Here is a 16708-nt window from a genome sequence, read left to right as displayed (position 1 = left end):
CGACGTCGGGGGAGAGGCCCGGGCGGCCGGCGCCGCGGCGCTGCCCGCGGACGCCGACCTCGCCACCGAGCAGCTGCCGATCACCGCGGAGAACGCCGTCGAGATCGGCCTCGGCGCGGCCGGCGGCGGCGAGCTGGTGCAGATCGAGATCGACCACGACGACGTGTGGGAGTGGGAGCTCGAGATCGTCGACGGCCGCCGCCAGCACGATCTCGACATCGACGCGACCAGCGGCGAGGTCACCGAGCACGACCAGGACGATGACGACGACCAGGACCCGGCCGTCGACGTGACCTCCCCGATGCCCTACGCCGAGGCGATCGAGATCGCGCTCGGGAAGGAGCAGGGCCGGGTCACCGGCTGGGACCTCTCCTCCGACGACGGCCGCATCCACTACACGATCGACATCGACCGCAGCGGCGGCGACGACGTGGGGGTCGAGGTGGACGTCGAGTCGGGCGAGGTCCGCGTCGACGACTGAGCGGCCCGGCACCGCGCCGGGGGAGCCGCCGCCGAACGAACCCCTGCGGTGCGCTCCGACCGCTACGCTCCTCCCCATGGCGAACTCGAAGAAGTCCTCGAAGAAGAAGGCCGACGGACCCGCGGAGAAGGCGCCCCGCGGGTTCCGGATCGCGAACGACTGGAAGGGCGACGTGCAGGACTTCGACCCGCGCGCCACCCCCGGCTTCTCCGGCAAGAAGGCCGAGGGCAAGGAGTTCCTCCTGGCCCGGGATGCCGAGCTCGACGAGCTCCAGGAGCGGCTCTACGCCGCCCACCACGGAGGCGGCGAGGGCCGGTCGGTGCTGCTGATCGTGCAGGGCATGGACACCTCCGGCAAGGGCGGGATCATGCGTCACGTCGTGGGGAGCGTCGATCCGCAGGGCGTGGAGATCACCGCGTTCAAGGCCCCGACGGCCGAGGAGAAGAAGCACGACTTCCTCTGGCGGGTCCGCCCCCACGCCCCCGCCCCGGGCACGATCGGCGTCTTCGACCGCTCCCACTACGAGGACGTGCTGATCCACCGCGTCCACGGCTGGGCGGACTCGAAGGAGATCCGCTCGCGGTACACGGCGATCAACGCCTTCGAGCGGGAGCTCGCCGCGGCCGGCACCACGGTCGTGAAGGTCATGCTCCACATCTCCCACGAGGAGCAGGGATCGAGGCTGATGGAGCGGCTCGAGCGCCCGGACAAGCACTGGAAGTACAACCCCGGCGACGTCGACGAGCGCCAGCACTGGGACGACTACATGGACGCGTACACCAAGGCGCTGCGCGCCACCTCCCCCGTCGGCGCCCCCTGGCACGTGGTCCCCGCCGACCGCAAGTGGTACGCGCGGATCGCCGTGCAGCAGCTGCTGATCGACGCGCTGACGGACATCGACCCGCAGTGGCCGACGGCGGACTTCGACGTCCTGGCGGAGATCGATCGTCTGCGCGGCACGATGGGGCAGGACGAGTCGGACTGAGCGCGTCCGGGCCCGTGACCTCGGCTTGTGTCCGCGCGCTCCCAGGCCGATGATGGAGGCATGGCTTCCATCACCTTCAAGAACGCCCCCGTCACCACCGTCGGCGAGCTGCCCGCGAAGGGCTCGGCCCTGCCGGCCTTCGAGCTCGTGGGCCAGGACCTCGGCTCCGTCTCCGGCGCGGACCTCGCCGGCAAGCGCGTCGTGCTGAACATCTTCCCGTCCCTGGACACCGGCACCTGTGCCATGTCCGTGCGGAAGTTCAACGAGCTCGCCGCCGGCTTCGAGAACACCGTCGTCGTCTGCGTCTCGAAGGACCTGCCCTTCGCGCAGGCACGCTTCTGCGGCGCCGAGGGCATCGAGAACGTCGTCACCGGCTCCGCCTTCCGCTCCTCCTTCGGCGAGGACTTCGGCGTGACCATGGAGGACGGGCCGCTCGCGGGTCTGCTCTCCCGCGCGGTCGTCATCGCCGACGCCGACGGCACGGTCCTGTACACCGAGCAGGTCGCCGAGGTCTCCGAAGAGCCCGACTACGACGCCGCCGCGGCCGTGCTCGCCTGAGACCGCCCGCCCCGCCGGACCCGGCCGCGACTCCTCGTCGCGCGCCGGGTCCTGTGCTCGCCGGCCCCGCGCACCCCGGCCCCCGCGCATCGGCCGCCCCACCGATTCCGGGGCCGCCCGACGGAAGGAGCCCGCCATGTCCGCCCTCACCATCTCCCTCGAGCGCGTCCACGACCTGCTGGACGACGACGGCCCCGCCGACGGCGAGCGCCGCGTGCTGGTGGACCGGCTGTGGCCGCGCGGCGTGAAGAAGGAGCGCCTCGTCCACGACGAGTGGGACAAGGACGTCGCCCCGAGCTCCGAGCTCCGCAAGGCCTTCCACGGCGGGGAGCTGGACTTCGAGGAGTTCTCCGCCCGCTACCGCCGCGAGCTGGAGGGCGAGGCCGCCCAGGCGCTGGTGGACCGGGCGGAGGAGGACGGGGCGGACACCCTCGTGCTGCTGTTCGCCGCGAAGGACGTCGAGCACAACCACGCCCAGGTGCTGCAGGAGGTGCTGCAGGAGCTCGCCGGCTGAGGCCGTCGGCCCCCGGCGGCTGGTCCCGCTCCCGGCGGCGGGGGACGAAGGTCCGGGCGCTTCCTGTCAACGCGCCCCTGATGTGGACGAGCAGGCCGTCGACGGCGGACGGCCGACAGCCCCGCCCCGTCCAGGAAGGACCTGCCATGTCCGTGGCGACCGCCTCGATCCTCCACCCGCAGCTCGACATCGAGGAGCGACTCGAGCCCGCCCACGAGCAGATCGTGCGGGACACGCTTCCGCTCGTCGGGCAGCACATCGAGGAGATCGCCCCGGTGTTCTACGGGCGGATGTTCGCCGCGCACCCCGAGCTGCTGCGCGACACCTTCAACCGCGGCAACCAGGCCCGGGGCGCCCAGTAGAAGGCGCTCGCCGCCTCCGTCGCGACTTATGCGACCCTGCTGGTCGCCCCGGACGGGCCGAGCCCCGCCGCGCTGCTGTCCCGGATCGGGCACAAGCACGTCTCCCTCGGCATCACCGAGGACCAGTACGAGATCGTCCACGAGCACCTGATGGCCGCGATCGTCGAGGTGCTCGGCGCCGAGGTGGTCACCGGGGACGTGGCCGCCGCGTGGGACGCCGTCTACTGGCACATGGCCCGCACGCTCATCGCCTTCGAGCACGGGCTGTACGCCGAGGCGCAGGTGACCCCGGGCGACGTGTTCCGCACCGCCCGCGTCATCCGCCGGATCGAGGAGAGCTCGAGCGTGGCGAGCTTCGAGCTGGCCGCCCCCGAGGGGGACGAGCCGCTCGCCGACTTCCTGCCCGGCCAGTACATCAGCGTCGGCGTGCGCCTGGCCGACGGGGCGAGGCAGCTGCGTCAGTACTCGCTCTCCGACGCCCCCGGCCGGGGACGCTGGCGGATCTCGGTGCGGCGCGAGGACGGGGACCCGGCCGGCGAGGTCTCCTCGCACCTCCACCGCACCCTCCACGAGGGCGACGAGCTGCAGGTGACCCTACCCGCCGGCGACCTGGTCCTCGACGCGCAGGCGACCTCGCCCCTCGTGCTGGTCTCGGCGGGCATCGGGATCACCCCGATGCTGGGGATGCTGCGCCATCTCGCCGCGGCCGACAGCGAGCGCGAGGTGGTCGTGCTGCACGCCGACGGCGACGCGGCCGAGGCCGCGCACCTGCCCGAGCTGCTGGACACCGTCGCCTCCCTGCCCGAGCACAGCGGCTCCCGCGCCCGGCTGTGGTTCTCCGGCGAGCTCGGCGAGGACCCCCTCGCGGGACGGACGGGCCCCCGCCTCTCGGCGCATGCGGGACGGATGACGATCACGGGCGAGCACCTGCCCGAGGGTGCGGAGATCTATCTCTGCGGCGGCAGCGGCTTCCTGCGCGGCGCCCGCGAGCAGCTGCTCGCGGCCGGGGCGGAGGAGGAGCGGATGCACGTGGAGCTGTTCTCCCCGAACGACTGGCTGCTCCCGGGCGCCTGAGTCCCGTGGACCGCCCGTCGCGGACGGCGGAGGAGGACTAGGGTCGTCCCTCGTGGAACCCCTCTCCCTTCTCGTCCTGCTCGTCGTGGGCGTGGTCGCCGGCGCCATCAACGCGGCGGTGGGATCCGGCTCCCTCCTCACCCTCCCGGTGCTGATGGCGGTGGGCCTCCCGCCCGGCGTCGCGGTCCGCACGAACACGGTGGGGATGTTCTTCTCCACCGTCGGCTCCGTGCTCGGCTATCGCCGCGAGATCGCCGAGGAGCGACGCGATCTCACGCCGCTGGTGCTCACCGCTCTGCTCGGTGCGAGCGCGGGCGCGCTGCTGCTGCTGACCTCCCCTGCCGAGGCGCTCGACGTGGTCGTGCCCGTGCTGGTCGTCGTCGCCCTCGCGCTCGTGGTCCTGCAGAAGCCGCTGACCACCGCGCTGCGCTCCCGCTCGGAGAAGCGGGCCGAGGGCCGCGGCGCGGCCGTCGGGGCGGGGACCGAGAAGGCGACCGATGCGGGCGCGTCGGCGGACGGCTCCGAGCGCAGCCCGCTGCGCTCCCCGGCGCTGGTCGGCTCGATCGGTGCGGCCTCCGTCTACGGCGGCTACTTCACCGCCGCGCAGGGAGTGCTGTACCTGGGGATCCTCGGCGTCTTCACCGGACGGCCGATGGGCTCGGTCAACAGCGTGAAGAACCTGCTGAGCCTGTGCGTGAACCTCGCCGCGGCGCTGATCTACGTGATCGCCTTCTTCGTGGTCGACGCGCAGGTGGTGTGGGCCGCGAGCGCCGCGATCGCGGTGGGCTCGCTGCTGGGCGGCTTCTTCGGCGCGCACCTGGCCAAGCGCCTGCCCGAGTGGGCGCTGCGCGGCGTGATCGTGATGGTCGCGCTGGCGGCGCTGCTGCGCGAGGTGCTCTGAGCCTCCGGCCTCAGCGCAGGAAGGGCAGCACCCGCTCGAGCACCTCGTCCGGCGGGAACAGGGTGCCGCCGTGGTCCCGGCCGGGCAGGGACACGAACTCCGCGTCCGGCATCAGCGCGGCGGCCCGCGCGGACTCCTCGTGGCGGGGATGGTCCGCATCGCCGGCCATCCACAGGGCCGGCACGGTGCAGGAGGCGAGCGCCTCGTCCGGAACGGCGGCGGTGGCGTCGGTCGCGGCGAGCAGCGCCGCGACCGCCTCGTGGTCTGCGGCGAGGAAGGCGGTGCGCGTGGCGCGGGCACGGCGCGAGGTGACCTCCGGCCCCAGCCCCTGCCCGGCGCAGAACGACTCCATTCCCTGCTCGCGGACCGCGTCGATCACGCCCGGGAAGAACACCGAGTCCACTGCGCCCCGCTGCGCGGAGGCCGAGCCGCCGAGGCTCACCAGGCGCGTGACCAGGCCCGGATGCGCCAGCGTCGTGCTCAGCGCGATGCGCGCGCCGAGGGAGTAGCCCATCAGCGCCGCACGACCGATTCCCTCGGCCTCGAGCACGGCGAGGAGGTCCTGCACGAGTACCTCCTGCGTGTACGCCGCGGGGTCGTGGGGCTTCCCGGAGCTGCCGTGGCCGCGCAGGTCCACCCGGAGCACGGTGTGCTCGGCGGTGAGCGGTTCGAGATAGCCGAGGCCCCGCCAGATCGCCCGGGAGAGCACCGAGCCGTGCAGCAGCACCAGCGGCGGCCCGTCCCCGGAGACGTCGTAGCGCAGGTCGACGCCGTCGACGGGGGAGGGGATGACGGGCATGGGGAGGTCCTTCGGGCGCGGGAGCGGGCGGGACCAGGATACGGAGCGCCGCGGCTCCGTGCCGTTCGGGGCGAGCGCACGGAGAAGGGGCCGGGCGGGTCATCGAAGGATGACCGGCCCGGCACCTGTCAGGAGCGCGCCGCGGTCACAGCGCCGCGGAGATCTCCTCGAGGATGCGGTTGAAGGTCGCCGACGGGCGCATCACCGCGGCGGTCTTCTCCGGGTCGGGACGGTAGTAGCCGCCGATGTCCGCGGGCTCGCCCTGCACGGCGAGCAGCTCGGCGGCGATGGTCTCCTCGCCGTCGGTGAGCTCCTTCGCGATGGGGCCGAAGGCGGTGGCGAGCTCCGCGTCCTCGGTCTGCTTCGCCAGCTCCTGCGCCCAGTACATCGCGAGGTAGAAGTGGCTGCCGCGGTTGTCGATCGAGCCGAGCTTGCGCTGCGGGGACTTCCCCTCGTTCAGCAGGGTCTCGGTCGCACGGTCCAGCGCGTCGGCCAGCACCGCGGCGCGGGCGTTGTCCGCGGTGCGGGAGAGGTGGCGCAGCGACTCGGCCAGTGCCAGGAACTCGCCGAGAGAGTCCCAGCGCAGGTAGTCCTCCTCGATGAGCTGCTGGACGTGCTTGGGCGCGGAGCCGCCGGCACCGGTCTCGAACAGGCCGCCGCCGTTCATCAGCGGCACCACCGAGAGCATCTTGGCGCTCGTGCCGAGCTCCATGATGGGGAAGAGGTCGGTGAGGTAGTCGCGCAGCACGTTGCCGGTGACGGAGATGGTGTCCTCGCCGGCGCGGACGCGGGCCAGGGTGTGCTTCGTCGCCTCGATCGGGGAGAGGATGCGGAGGTCCAGGCCGTCGGTGTCCTCCTCGGCCAGGTACCTCTCGACCTTCGCGATGAGGTTGCGGTCGTGGGCGCGGGTCTCGTCCAGCCAGAACACGGCCGGCATCCCGGACTGGCGCGAGCGGCGCACGGCGAGCTGCACCCAGTCGCGGATCGGCGCGTCCTTGGCCTGGCAGGCGCGGAACACGTCGCCGGCGGCGACCTCGTGGGTCATCAGCGCCGCACCGGACGAGTCGCGCACCTCGACGCGCCCGTCGGCCGCGATCTCGAAGGTCTTGTCGTGGGAGCCGTACTCCTCGGCCTTCTGCGCCATGAGGCCGACGTTGGGGACGGTGCCCATGGTGGTGGGGTCGAAGGCGCCGTTGCTCTGGCAGTCCTCGATGGTCGCGGAGTAGACGCCCGCGTAGGAGGAGTCCGGAATCACCGCGAGGGTGTCCTGCTCGGCGTCGTCCTTGTTCCACATGTGGCCCGAGGTGCGGATCATCGCCGGCATGGAGGCGTCGATGATGACGTCGGAGGGGACGTGGAGGTTGGTGATGCCCTTGTGGGAGTTCACCATCGCGAGGTCGGGGCCGGCGGCGAGGTCCTGGTCGATCGCGGCGCGGGCGCCCTCGCGCACCGACTCGTCGAGCCCGTCGATCCCGGCGAGCAGGCCGCCGAGGCCGTTGTTCGGGGACAGGCCCGCCTCGGCGAGCACGTCGCCGTACTGGGTGAACAGGGTGGGGAAGAAGGCGCGGACCGCGTGGCCGAAGAGGATCGGGTCGGAGACCTTCATCATCGTGGCCTTGAGGTGCAGGGAGAAGAGCACGCCCTGCTCCTTCGCCGCGGCGATCTGCTCGCGCAGGAAGGTCTCCAGCGCCGCGACCCGCATGACGGTGGAGTCGACGACCTCGCCGGCCAGCACCGGCACGGACGGCTTGAGCACGGTCTCCGTGCCGTCGGCGGCGACGTGCACGATCGAGAGGGTGTCCTCGGCGTCCATCACCACGGACTGCTCGTTGGAGCGGAAGTCGTCCGCGCCCATCGTCGCGACCGAGGTCCGGGAGTCCTTGCTCCACTCGCCCATGCGGTGGGGGTGCTTCTTGGCGAAGTTCTTCACCGCGGCGGGGGCGCGGCGGTCGGAGTTGCCCTCGCGCAGGACGGGGTTGACGGCCGAGCCCTTGACGGAGTCGTAGCGGGCGCGGGCGTCCTTCTCCTCGTCGGTCTCGGGGTTGTCGGGGTACTCGGGCAGGGCGATGCCCTGGCCCTGCAGCTCGGCGATCGCGGCCTTCAGCTGCGGCACGGAGGCGGAGATGTTGGGCAGCTTGATGATGTTCGCCTCGGGCGTCTTCGCGAGCTCGCCCAGCTCGGCGAGCGCGTCGGCCTCCCGCTGCTCCTCGGGCAGGAGGTCCGAGAAGGCCGCGACGATGCGTCCGGCCAGGGAGATGTCGCGGGTGGTGACCTCGATCCCAGCGGTGTCGGAGAAGGCGTCGAGGATCGGCAGGAACGAGGCGGTCGCCAGCATCGGTGCCTCGTCGGTGTGGGTGTAGATGATGCGCGCCATGTGTCGCGGGGCTCCCTCGGGTCGATGCGTCATGGGTCTCGGGCCAAGACTATCTTGACGTCAAGAATTCTTCGACGGCGGGCACGGCCGGCCGTCGATCCGGACGCCCCCACGGTACGTGAGCGCGGTGCGGGGTGCAGTCCCGGGCGGCCGGTGGATCGACGGGGCGGCCGACTGGACGACAGAGCGGCCGACGAGGAGGCGAGCCGCCGCGGCGGCGAGGCGGAGAGGCGGCGAGTCGCCGCGGCGCTCAGCCGTCCTCGGGCTCGGCGCCCTCGAGCACCTCGAGGTCCCAGGGGTCGGAGAGCACGACGTGGGTGGCGCCCTCGACGTCGACCGTGACGGCGAAGGCGTGGGCGCGGTAGTCGCCGGGGGAGAGGGCGCCGTGGCAGGTGCCGTGCGTGGTCCAAGCGGTCTCCGCGGTGCTCACCCCCTCGCCGTCCATCCACTGCAGCGGGATGCTGCCGGCGTTCCGGGCCCCGGCGACGATGACGCCGTCCCCGGGGCGGGTCACCACGATCCCGGTCATCAGGGGCAGGGTGCCGTGGTTCTCGGAGGCGGCGGTGACCTGCGCGGTCGCGCCCGCGCCCGCCTCGTCCTCGCCCGCCTCGGCATGGACGGCGGGGGAGGGGTCGGCGGCGGCGACGCTCAGCCCGGCGCCGTCGCCGACGGGGGCGAGCTCGCGGCCGCAGCCGAGGGAGGAGAGGTCCGCGGGGGTCTCGCCGTCCTCCGCCGTGACCGCGCCGGGAACGGCCCGCAGGCGGCCGTCGACCACGTCCAGCAGCACGTCGGCGCTCGCCTCCCAGCCGCTGCGCTCCGCGGCGCGGCCGGAGCCCTCCGGGCCCGCGCCGGACAGGCGCAGCAGGTACTGCCCGTCGGGCAGAGGGGCGTCGTCGCAGGTGCCGAGCACGAGCCGGACGGTGACGGTGGAGGGTGCGGGGCCCTCGGTGTTCGTCTCGACCCGGGCCCGCACCACCATCGGCGGCGCCGGGGCGCCGTCGACGCCGAGCTCATCGGCATAGCCCTCGGCCGGGGCGCCGCGGTCCGCGGGGTGTGCGGGCACGATCACGGCCTCGGGGGCGAGCCCGCCGTAGGCGGCCTCGGCCGTGAGGGCGAGGTCGCCGGTGATCATCACCTCGTTGCCCTCCGCCTGCACGCTCGTGGGGGACATCGTCCCCGCGTCGCGGGAGGGCAGGGGATCCTCCGCCGTGCCGGGCCCGCACAACCATGCGGGATCCACCGGGACGGTCTCGGCACCGGCCACCTGCTCGGGGTCCATCGGGGCCGCGGTCGCCGCCGGGCTCGCGGGGTCCTCGCCGCCGAGCGGTCCGGGCAGCGCATCGCAGGCGACGAGGGAGGCGGCGAGCGCGAGCGCCCCTCCGGCGGCGGCGAAGATCCGTCCCGGGCGCGCGAGCCGCCCGGCTGTCCTCGTCGTCATCGTGTCCCCTCCTCGTGGTCCCCGCACAGAACCTACCGGAGCGTCACAGCACCAGCAGGGTCACCGCCATGACGGCCATGCCGGCGATCAGCGAGTAGATGACCGTGTGGTGCTCCCCGGTCTCCTCTGCGGCGGGCAGCAGTTCGTCCAGGGACACGAACACCATCACCCCGGCCACGCCGGCCAGGATCGCGCCCATCGCGTCGCCGGTGAGCACGGGGGCGAGCAGCAGGTAGCCGATCACGGCGCCGACGGGCTCGGCGAGCCCCGTCATCGTCGCCAGCCAGAACGCCTTGCTGCGCGAGCCGGTCGCGCGGCGCACGGGCACGGCGACGGCGAGGCCCTCGGGGATGTTGTGCAGGGCGATCGCGGCGACCACGGGGATCGCGACCTCGGGGGCCTGCAGCGCGGCGACGAAGGTCGCGAAGCCCTCGGGCACGTTGTGCAGGGCCAGGGCCGCGGCGGTGATCGCGCCGGTGCGCAGCAGGCGGGCGCGCAGCGCCCGGTCCTCGAGCTGCTCGTCGGGCTCTCGCACCTCGTCCCGTCCGTGGCTGCTGTCCATGCGCCCGGCGAACTCGTGGGGGCTGACGGCGCGGGGGACGAGCCGGTCGAGCACGGCGATCAGCGCGATCCCGGCGAAGAAGGACAGGGTCGCCAGCGCCGTGCCGCGCCCGGTCGGGGCCGTGCCGCCGGAGAGCACCCGGGCGCCCTCGGGCAGCAGCTCGACGAAGGAGACGTAGAGCATGACGCCGGCCGACAGGCCCAGCCCGCCGGCGAGGAACCTCGGCCCGGTCCCGCGGCCGAGCACGCCGAGAGCGGCGCCGATCGAGGTGGCGCCGCCGGCGACGAGGGTGAGGAGGAAAGCGACGAGCACCCGTGCACCCTACTGGGCGGTCCGCGCCTCGGCGGGGACCCTCGGCCCGTCCGGTGGTGGGCACCACGGCCGACGCCGGGTGACCGCTCCTAGACTGCCCCCATGTCCCCCGCCGACGCCTTCCTCACCGTCACCGACCTGCGCGCCCGCAGCCTGAGCGCCGCCCAGCTCACCGCCGCCCTGCCGCGTGCGGAGCTCGACGTCGCCGCGGCCGCCGAGGCCGTGCGCCCCGTGGTCGAGGACGTCGCAGCCCGCGGCGCCGAGGCGGTGCTCGAGGCCTCCGAGCGCTTCGACGGGATCCGTCCCGCGCATCTGCGGGTCCCCGCCGCCGAGCTCGAGCGCGCCCTCGCGGAGCTCGACCCGCAGATCCGCTCCGCGCTCGAGGAGTCGATCGCCCGGGTGCGCGCGGTCGACGCCGCCCAGGTCCGTCCCGCCGAGACCGTCGAGGTGGTGCCCGGAGGCACCGTCACCCAGCGCTGGGTCCCGGTGCGCCGCGTCGGCCTGTACGTGCCGGGCGGCCGCGCCGTGCTGCCCAGCTCCGTGGTGATGAACGTGGTGCCCGCCCAGGCCGCCGGGGTCGAGCAGATCGTGCTCGCCTCCCCGCCGCAGAAGGAGTTCGGCGGCCTGCCCCACCCCACGATCCTCGCCGCCTGCGCGCTGCTCGGGGTCACCGAGGTGCTCGCCGCCGGCGGCGCCCAGGCGATCGCGCTGCTCGCCCACGGCGCGGAGGACCTCGGCGACGGCGACGGGCTCGAGGGCGTGGACCTCGTCACCGGGCCCGGCAACGTCTACGTCGCCGCCGCCAAGCGCCTCGTGCGCGGGAAGGTCGGCATCGACGCCGAGGCCGGCCCCACCGAGATCGCGATCCTCGCCGACGACACCGCCGATCCCGCCTTCGTCGCCGCGGACCTCATCTCCCAGGCCGAGCACGACCCGATGGCCGCGAGCGTCCTGGTCACGCCGTCCGAGGCACTGGTCGAGGCAGTCGAGGCGGCGCTCGCCGCCCAGGTCCCCGCCGCCTTCCACCGCGAGCGGATCGAGGAGGCGCTGCGCGGACCGCAGAGCGGCGCCGTGCTCGTCGCGGACCTCGCCCAGGGCCTCGCGGCCGTGGACGCCTACGGGGCCGAGCACCTCGAGATCCAGACGTCCGAGGCAGACGAGGTCGCCGCACGCGTGACCAACGCCGGCGCCGTCTTCGTCGGCTCCCACAGCCCCGTCAGCCTCGGCGACTACGCCGCAGGCTCCAACCACGTGCTGCCCACGGGCGGCACCTCCCGCTTCACCGGCGGGCTCGGGGTGCAGACCTTCCTGCGCGGCATCCACGTGGTCCGCTACGACCGCGACGCGCTCGCCGGCGCGCGCGAGGCGGCGACCACGCTCGCCCGTGCCGAGGGGCTGCCCGCCCACGGCACCGCGATCGACGTGCGCTTCGAGGGCTGAGATCAGCCGGCGTCGGTAGTCCGGTCGGCGTCGGTCGTCCGGTCGGAGCCCGTCGGGCTCTCCTCGACGGCGGCGCGGCGCTCCGCGGCACGCTCGCCCCGGGTGAGCCACAGCGCGATCGCGCGCCAGCCCAGCATCCCGACCGCCAGCACGATCGCGGTGACGATGAGGAAGGACACCTCGGTGCCCGCCCCGAACAGGGTGCGGACCGCCATCCCTGTCGCGAGGGTGATCGCCCACACGAAGAGTCCGTGGGGCCAGATCCGGAACGGGGCGCGCCAGGCGCGGATCGCAAGATGGCCCAGCAGCGCGCCGACGGCGAAGGGCCATCCCACCAGGAAGATGTTCTCGGTGGTCAGGGGCGTGCCGTGCTGCACGAAGCCGATGGCGACGAAGAGGATGACGACCAGCAGGTCGCCGACGAGGGCACCCAGGGAACGGAACATCCCGCCAGGGTACTGGGACGCGGCGGGGAGCTCACCGAGGGAAGGCCCCGGGAGGACCGACGCGGGGATGCGGGACGAGATGACGATGAGCCACGTCACGTCGGCGCCGGCCCCGGGGCCGCGACGCGGACCGGGGGGACCTGCCCCCGCGACGCCAACTACGATGAGTGCCATGCCCGCCTCGCCCGTCCCGACCCGTGAGCCCTCGGTCCTGCCCGTCCCCCGTGACGGCATCGCCGGCGCCGCCCCCTACGGCGCGCCGCAGCTCCCGGTCGCGCATGCGCTGAACGTGAACGAGAACCCCTACGGCCCCTCGGAGGAACTCACCGCCGCGATCGGCGCCGCCGCCGCGCAGGCCGCGGCGGGCCTGAACCGCTACCCGGACCGGGAGGCGCTGGACCTGCGCCGCGAGCTGGGGGAGTACCTCGCCGAGGAGTCCGGCGTGCCCGCCCCGCCGGCCGAGGCGGTCTGGGCGGCGAACGGCTCCAACGAGGTCATGCACCAGCTGATGCTCGCCTACGGCGGCCCCGGCCGCACTGCGCTCGGCTTCACCCCGCACTACTCGATGTACCCCGAGTACGCGCGCGACACCTACACCGCCTGGGTCACCGCCGAGCGGGGCCCCGCTCCCGACTTCGCGCTCACCGCGGAGACGGTCACCGCCGCGATCGCCGAGCACCGGCCCTCGATCGTCGTGCTCACCTCGCCGAACAACCCCACCGGCACGGCGCTCGACCTCGACGTCGCCCGCGCCGCCGCCCGCGCGCTCGAGCCCGCCCGCGGGCTGCTCGTGGTCGACGAGGCCTACGGCGAGTTCCGCCGCGACGGGGTGCCCAGCGCCCTCACCCTCCTGGCCGAGCACCCGAACCTCGTCGTGGCCCGCACCATGTCCAAGGCCTTCGCGCTCGCCGGCGCACGCCTCGGCTATCTCGTCGCCGATCCCGCGATCGTCGACACCGTGCGCGTGGTGCGCCTGCCCTACCACCTCTCCGCCGTCACCCAGGCGGTGGCACGCACCGCCCTCGCCCACCGCGAGGAGCTGCTGGGGAAGGTCGCGCTGCTGCGCACCGAGCGCGACGCGCTCGCCGCCCATCTCGCCGGTCGCGGCCACGAGGTCGCCCCGTCCGACGCCAACTTCGTCCTCTTCCGCGCCTTCCGAGGCCGCGACGACGTGTTCCAGGCCCTCCTGGAGCGCGACGTGCTGATCCGCGCCGTCGGGCCGGCCGGCTGGCTGCGCGTCAGCGTGGGCACCCCTGAGGACAACACCGCATTCCGCACCGCCCTCGAGGAGGCCGACCCCCGATGACCGAGACCGCCCGCCCGTCGCGCACCGCGACCCTCTCCCGCACCACCCGCGAGTCCTCCGTCGAGGTCAGCCTCGACATCGACGGCACCGGCCAGGTGGACATCTCCACCTCCGTGCCCTTCTTCGACCACATGCTCACGGCCCTGGGCACCCACGCCCGCTTCGATCTCACCGTGCGGGCGACGGGCGATACCCACATCGACGCCCACCACACCGTCGAGGACACCGCGATCGTGCTCGGCCAGGCGCTGCGCGAGGCGCTCGGCGACAAGCACGGCATCACCCGCTTCGGCGACGCGCTGGTCCCGCTGGACGAGGCGCTCGCCCAGGCCGTCGTGGACCTCTCCGGCCGCCCCTACTGCGTCCACTCCGGGGAGAGCGAGGCCCAGGCCACCCACCTCATCGGCGGGCACTTCACCGGCTCCCTGACCCGTCACGTCTTCGAGTCCCTCGCCCACCACGCCGCGATCTGCCTGCACATCCGGGTGATCGAGGGCCGCGACCCGCACCACATCGTCGAGGCGCAGTTCAAGGCGCTCGCCCGGGCGCTGCGCGCCGCCTGCGCCCCCGACGACCGGGTCCTCGGGGTGCCGTCCACCAAGGGAGCGCTGTGAGCACCGACGACACCACCGGCCGCGGGCCCGAGCCCGAGGACATCGACGCCGAGTTCGCCCGCCTCACCGAGGGGCTCTCCCTCGACGACGCGCCGCTGACCGTCGAGGACGTCCTGTCCGACGCCTCCGCCGCGCCCGAGGAGGACGAGGTCCCCACGATCGCCGTGGTCGCCACCTCCGTCGCGACCGCGAAGGCGCTCGCCGGCGTGATCCGGCTGGGCCGCGAGGCGCGCACCGACGGGATCGACATCCCCACCGACTCCCGCACCTTCGACACCGCCACCGGCGCGGTCGCCGTCGGCCCGCTGTCCGAGGCGGCGGCGCACGACCTCGCCGCGATCACCTCCACCGCCCTGCAGCGCAACGGCATCGTGGTCTTCTGGCGCCGCGGCGACCGCATGACCGCGACCCGGTACAAGAACGGCGAGCGCGGCGAGGACATCTCGCCCGCGATCGTGCTCGGCGCCGTCGACGACCTGGTCGAGGAGCTGCTGCTGGGCACGACCTCGCTCGACGAGCTCGGCGAGGGCCGCGACCCCGCCTCGCTCACCCGGGCCGAGGCGCTGGAGTGGATCTCCTCCGGCGGGAGGAAGCGCCCGTGAGCGCGGCCGAGCCCGCGTCGGCGGCCGCCGCGAGCCCCGCGGACGCAGCGGCCACCGCCGGAGCGACGGGTCCCGCCCCGCGCGTGGTCGTCCTCGACCACGGCTCGGGCAACGTCCGCTCCGTCGTCCGCGCCCTCGAGGCCGCGGGCGCCGAGGTCGAGCTCACCGCGGACCGCGAGCGCGCCCTCGCGGCCGACGGGCTCGTCGTCCCCGGTGTCGGCGCCTACTCCGCGACCCTCGCGCAGATCCTCGCCGTCGGCGGCGACCGGATCATCGAGCGCCGCCTGTCCGGCGGCCTGCCGGTGCTCGGCATCTGCGTGGGCCTGCAGGCGATGTTCGAGGCCGGCACCGAGCACGGCGAGCGCACCCGCGGGCTCGGCCAGTGGCCGGGCGAGGTCACCCGCCTCCAGGCCGAGGTCGTGCCCCACATGGGCTGGAACACCGTCGAGCCCGCGCCCGGCAGCGCGCTGTTCGCCGGCATCGAGCAGGAGCGCTTCTACTTCGTCCACTCCTACGCCGCCCGCAGCTGGGAGCTGGAGGACACCGGCCCGCTCAAGGCGCCGCAGGTGACCTGGGCCCAGCACGAGCAGGACCGCTTCGTCGCCGCCGTCGAGAACGGGTCGCTCAGCGCCACCCAGTTCCACCCCGAGAAGTCCGGCGCGGCCGGCGCCCGCCTGCTCGCGAACTGGCTGGGCACCCTGCCGCGCCGCGACCGGGAGCAGGACGCATGATCCTCGCGTTCCTGATGCTCTTCGCCGGCGGGATGCTCCTCGGCGGCGCCTGGTCCTTCTACCGCTCGAAGAAGCCCTGGTGGGCGATCGCGGGACTGGCCGTGCTCGGCCTCGTGTGCCTGGGCATCTCCTTCTGGCGCATCCAGAGCGGCTGAGCTCGCCTCCCCACCCCGTCCGTCCCCGCGCCCGACCGGGCACCACCCCCTCAGTCCCAGGAGGACCCCCATGACCGCTCCCGTGCTCGAGCTGCTCCCCGCCGTCGACGTGCAGGGAGGCCAGGCCGTCCGCCTCGTCCAGGGCGAGGCCGGCACCGAGACCGGCTACGGCGCGCCGCTGGACGCCGCGCTCGCCTTCCAGGAGGGCGGCGCGAGCTGGCTGCACCTGGTCGACCTCGACGCCGCCTTCGGCCGCGGCTCCAACGCCTCCCTGCTCGCCGAGGTCGTCGCCGCCGTGGACATGAACGTCGAGCTCTCCGGCGGGATCCGCGACGACGAGTCCCTCGCCGCGGCGCTCGCCACCGGCTGCCGCCGCGTGAACCTCGGCACCGCCGCCCTCGAGAACCCCGAGTGGACGGCCGACATCATCGCCGAGCACGGCGACCGCATCGCCGTCGGCCTCGACGTGCGCGGCACGACCCTCGCCGCGCGCGGCTGGACCCGCGAGGGCGGCGACCTGTGGGAGACCCTCGAGCGCCTCGACGCCGCCGGCTGCCAGCGCTACGTCGTCACCGACGTCACCAAGGACGGCACGCTCCAGGGCCCGAACGTGGACCTGCTCGCCCAGGTCTGCGAGCGCACCGACGCGAAGGTCGTCGCCTCCGGCGGCATCTCCTCCCTCGACGACCTGCGCGCGCTGCGCGAGCTGGTCCCCGTCGGGGTCGAGGGCGCGATCGTGGGCAAGGCCCTGTACGCGCATGCCTTCACGATGGGCGAGGCGCTCGACGTCGCGGGACGCCCGTGACCTCCGAGAACACCTCGCAGAACGAGGACCACGGACCGACGGGCCCGGACGCCGACCCCGGCGGACGGGCCCGTCGGGCCCTGCCCTCCCATTTCCGCGAGAAGTCCCCGCTGACCGACACCGCGGGCGTCTCCTGGGAGGGCCGCGACTACACCGTCAGCCCGTTCCCCGGCGACGACGGCGCGACCCCGGCGCACCTCGCCGAGGCGCTGCAGGCGCACCGGGCGGGCCGGGACCCGCACCGGCGCG

Annotated in this window: 19 protein-coding genes and 1 pseudogene; 15 read left to right on the top strand and 5 right to left on the bottom strand. The window is 74.0% G+C overall.

The window, feature by feature from the left end; translation table 11 throughout:
* From HMPREF3159_RS01315 to HMPREF3159_RS01290, 7 genes are all read left to right on the top strand, one after another.
* Nucleotides 1–481: PepSY domain-containing protein (locus tag HMPREF3159_RS01315; RefSeq protein ID WP_070499259.1), on the top strand; the 481-nt coding region annotated here is incomplete at its 5' end.
* Nucleotides 482–557: 76 nt separating this feature from the next.
* Nucleotides 558–1466 carry a PPK2 family polyphosphate kinase gene (locus tag HMPREF3159_RS01310; protein ID WP_070499257.1) on the top strand — a complete coding sequence of 303 codons (909 nt, stop codon included), beginning with the start codon at nucleotides 558–560 and terminating at the stop codon, nucleotides 1464–1466.
* Nucleotides 1467–1526: 60 nt separating this feature from the next.
* Entirely contained in the window at nucleotides 1527–2024 is a 498-nt protein-coding gene (gene tpx / locus HMPREF3159_RS01305; RefSeq protein WP_070499256.1) for a thiol peroxidase, read from the top strand.
* 136 nt (nucleotides 2025–2160) lie between these two features.
* A complete protein-coding gene (locus tag HMPREF3159_RS01300; RefSeq protein ID WP_070499254.1) occupies nucleotides 2161–2538 on the top strand; it encodes a DUF488 domain-containing protein in 378 nt (125 codons plus the stop codon).
* A gap of 146 nt (nucleotides 2539–2684) precedes the next feature.
* Nucleotides 2685–2900 (top strand): globin family protein, encoded by a 216-nt coding sequence (locus HMPREF3159_RS17755; RefSeq protein WP_246821407.1) that lies wholly within the window; start codon nucleotides 2685–2687, stop codon nucleotides 2898–2900.
* Nucleotides 2901–2936: 36 nt separating this feature from the next.
* Nucleotides 2937–3974 carry a globin domain-containing protein gene (locus HMPREF3159_RS01295; protein ID WP_371441684.1) on the top strand — a complete coding sequence of 346 codons (1038 nt, stop codon included), beginning with the start codon at nucleotides 2937–2939 and terminating at the stop codon, nucleotides 3972–3974.
* A 52-nt stretch (nucleotides 3975–4026) separates the two neighbouring features.
* Entirely contained in the window at nucleotides 4027–4875 is an 849-nt protein-coding gene (locus tag HMPREF3159_RS01290) for a sulfite exporter TauE/SafE family protein (RefSeq protein ID WP_070499252.1), read from the top strand.
* Between the two features lie 10 nt (nucleotides 4876–4885).
* Here the strand turns inward: HMPREF3159_RS01290 and HMPREF3159_RS01285 are convergent, their stop codons facing one another.
* The 4 genes from HMPREF3159_RS01285 to zupT all read right to left on the bottom strand — a co-directional run bounded on the left by HMPREF3159_RS01285 (nucleotide 4886) and on the right by zupT (nucleotide 10360).
* A complete protein-coding gene (locus HMPREF3159_RS01285) occupies nucleotides 4886–5674 on the bottom strand; it encodes an alpha/beta fold hydrolase (RefSeq protein ID WP_070499250.1) in 789 nt (262 codons plus the stop codon).
* 145 nt (nucleotides 5675–5819) lie between these two features.
* Nucleotides 5820–8048 carry an NADP-dependent isocitrate dehydrogenase gene (locus HMPREF3159_RS01280; protein WP_070499248.1) on the bottom strand — a complete coding sequence of 743 codons (2229 nt, stop codon included), beginning with the start codon at nucleotides 8046–8048 and terminating at the stop codon, nucleotides 5820–5822.
* A gap of 250 nt (nucleotides 8049–8298) precedes the next feature.
* Entirely contained in the window at nucleotides 8299–9486 is a 1188-nt protein-coding gene (locus tag HMPREF3159_RS01275) for a hypothetical protein (RefSeq protein ID WP_070499247.1), read from the bottom strand.
* A gap of 43 nt (nucleotides 9487–9529) precedes the next feature.
* A complete protein-coding gene (gene zupT, locus HMPREF3159_RS01270) occupies nucleotides 9530–10360 on the bottom strand; it encodes a zinc transporter ZupT (RefSeq protein WP_070499245.1) in 831 nt (276 codons plus the stop codon).
* A 102-nt stretch (nucleotides 10361–10462) separates the two neighbouring features.
* Here zupT and hisD point away from each other — a divergent pair, with 102 nt between their 5' ends.
* Complete coding sequence (hisD, locus tag HMPREF3159_RS01265) at nucleotides 10463–11800, top strand: histidinol dehydrogenase (protein WP_070499243.1); 1338 nt, start codon at nucleotides 10463–10465, stop codon at nucleotides 11798–11800.
* Nucleotides 11801–11802: 2 nt separating this feature from the next.
* On the opposite strand, the gene HMPREF3159_RS01260 is transcribed toward hisD, so the two are convergent.
* Nucleotides 11803–12246, bottom strand: a complete 444-nt coding sequence (locus tag HMPREF3159_RS01260; protein ID WP_070499242.1) for a DUF3054 domain-containing protein — start codon at nucleotides 12244–12246, stop codon at nucleotides 11803–11805.
* Nucleotides 12247–12418: 172 nt separating this feature from the next.
* On the opposite strand from HMPREF3159_RS01260, the gene HMPREF3159_RS01255 reads away from it, so the two are divergent.
* The 7 genes and pseudogenes from HMPREF3159_RS01255 to HMPREF3159_RS01230 form a co-directional block, all read left to right on the top strand.
* The gene (locus tag HMPREF3159_RS01255; protein WP_070499240.1) at nucleotides 12419–13552 is read left to right on the top strand and encodes a histidinol-phosphate transaminase; all 1134 of its coding nucleotides are present in this window, start codon (nucleotides 12419–12421) and stop codon (nucleotides 13550–13552) included.
* Nucleotides 13549–14166, top strand: a complete 618-nt coding sequence (gene hisB, locus HMPREF3159_RS01250) for an imidazoleglycerol-phosphate dehydratase HisB (protein WP_062947818.1) — start codon at nucleotides 13549–13551, stop codon at nucleotides 14164–14166. Before HMPREF3159_RS01255 ends, hisB begins: the two co-directional genes overlap by 4 nt.
* The gene (locus HMPREF3159_RS01245) at nucleotides 14163–14768 is read left to right on the top strand and encodes a hypothetical protein (protein ID WP_070499238.1); all 606 of its coding nucleotides are present in this window, start codon (nucleotides 14163–14165) and stop codon (nucleotides 14766–14768) included. The genes hisB and HMPREF3159_RS01245 overlap by 4 nt, the downstream gene beginning before the upstream one ends.
* An 83-nt stretch (nucleotides 14769–14851) precedes the next feature.
* Nucleotides 14852–15499 (top strand): imidazole glycerol phosphate synthase subunit HisH, encoded by a 648-nt coding sequence (gene hisH, locus HMPREF3159_RS01240; RefSeq protein WP_070499261.1) that lies wholly within the window; start codon nucleotides 14852–14854, stop codon nucleotides 15497–15499.
* Entirely contained in the window at nucleotides 15496–15654 is a 159-nt protein-coding gene (locus HMPREF3159_RS16920) for a hypothetical protein (protein ID WP_010550150.1), read from the top strand. The genes hisH and HMPREF3159_RS16920 overlap by 4 nt, the downstream gene beginning before the upstream one ends.
* A gap of 70 nt (nucleotides 15655–15724) precedes the next feature.
* The gene (gene priA / locus HMPREF3159_RS01235) at nucleotides 15725–16459 is read left to right on the top strand and encodes a bifunctional 1-(5-phosphoribosyl)-5-((5-phosphoribosylamino)methylideneamino)imidazole-4-carboxamide isomerase/phosphoribosylanthranilate isomerase PriA (protein ID WP_070499236.1); all 735 of its coding nucleotides are present in this window, start codon (nucleotides 15725–15727) and stop codon (nucleotides 16457–16459) included.
* Nucleotides 16456–16708 (top strand): annotated as a pseudogene (locus HMPREF3159_RS01230) (SseB family protein); the annotation flags it as partial. The gene priA and the pseudogene HMPREF3159_RS01230, both read left to right, overlap by 4 nt.

This window comes from Brachybacterium sp. HMSC06H03 (genome assembly GCF_001807385.1).
Lineage (GTDB): Bacteria > Actinomycetota > Actinomycetes > Actinomycetales > Dermabacteraceae > Brachybacterium > Brachybacterium conglomeratum.
The sequence above is the reverse complement of the archived record's forward strand: the minus strand, read 5'-3'. Positions and strand labels throughout refer to the sequence as shown.

Excerpts from the sequence above, each read along its gene's own strand:
- HMPREF3159_RS01255 (WP_070499240.1), top strand. The coding sequence starts at position 12,419 with ATGCCCGCCTCGCCCGTCCCGACCCGTGAGCCCTCGGTCCTGCCCGTC.
- HMPREF3159_RS01300 (WP_070499254.1), top strand. The coding sequence starts at position 2,161 with ATGTCCGCCCTCACCATCTCCCTCGAGCGCGTCCACGACCTGCTGGAC.
- tpx (WP_070499256.1), top strand. The coding sequence starts at position 1,527 with ATGGCTTCCATCACCTTCAAGAACGCCCCCGTCACCACCGTCGGCGAG.
- HMPREF3159_RS01260 (WP_070499242.1), bottom strand. The coding sequence starts at position 12,246 with ATGTTCCGTTCCCTGGGTGCCCTCGTCGGCGACCTGCTGGTCGTCATC.
- priA (WP_070499236.1), top strand. The coding sequence starts at position 15,725 with ATGACCGCTCCCGTGCTCGAGCTGCTCCCCGCCGTCGACGTGCAGGGA.
- HMPREF3159_RS01275 (WP_070499247.1), bottom strand. The coding sequence starts at position 9,486 with ATGACGACGAGGACAGCCGGGCGGCTCGCGCGCCCGGGACGGATCTTC.
- hisB (WP_062947818.1), top strand. The coding sequence starts at position 13,549 with ATGACCGAGACCGCCCGCCCGTCGCGCACCGCGACCCTCTCCCGCACC.
- HMPREF3159_RS01280 (WP_070499248.1), bottom strand. The coding sequence starts at position 8,048 with ATGGCGCGCATCATCTACACCCACACCGACGAGGCACCGATGCTGGCG.
- HMPREF3159_RS17755 (WP_246821407.1), top strand. The coding sequence starts at position 2,685 with ATGTCCGTGGCGACCGCCTCGATCCTCCACCCGCAGCTCGACATCGAG.
- HMPREF3159_RS16920 (WP_010550150.1), top strand. The coding sequence starts at position 15,496 with ATGATCCTCGCGTTCCTGATGCTCTTCGCCGGCGGGATGCTCCTCGGC.
- hisD (WP_070499243.1), top strand. The coding sequence starts at position 10,463 with ATGTCCCCCGCCGACGCCTTCCTCACCGTCACCGACCTGCGCGCCCGC.
- HMPREF3159_RS01285 (WP_070499250.1), bottom strand. The coding sequence starts at position 5,674 with ATGCCCGTCATCCCCTCCCCCGTCGACGGCGTCGACCTGCGCTACGAC.
- HMPREF3159_RS01310 (WP_070499257.1), top strand. The coding sequence starts at position 558 with ATGGCGAACTCGAAGAAGTCCTCGAAGAAGAAGGCCGACGGACCCGCG.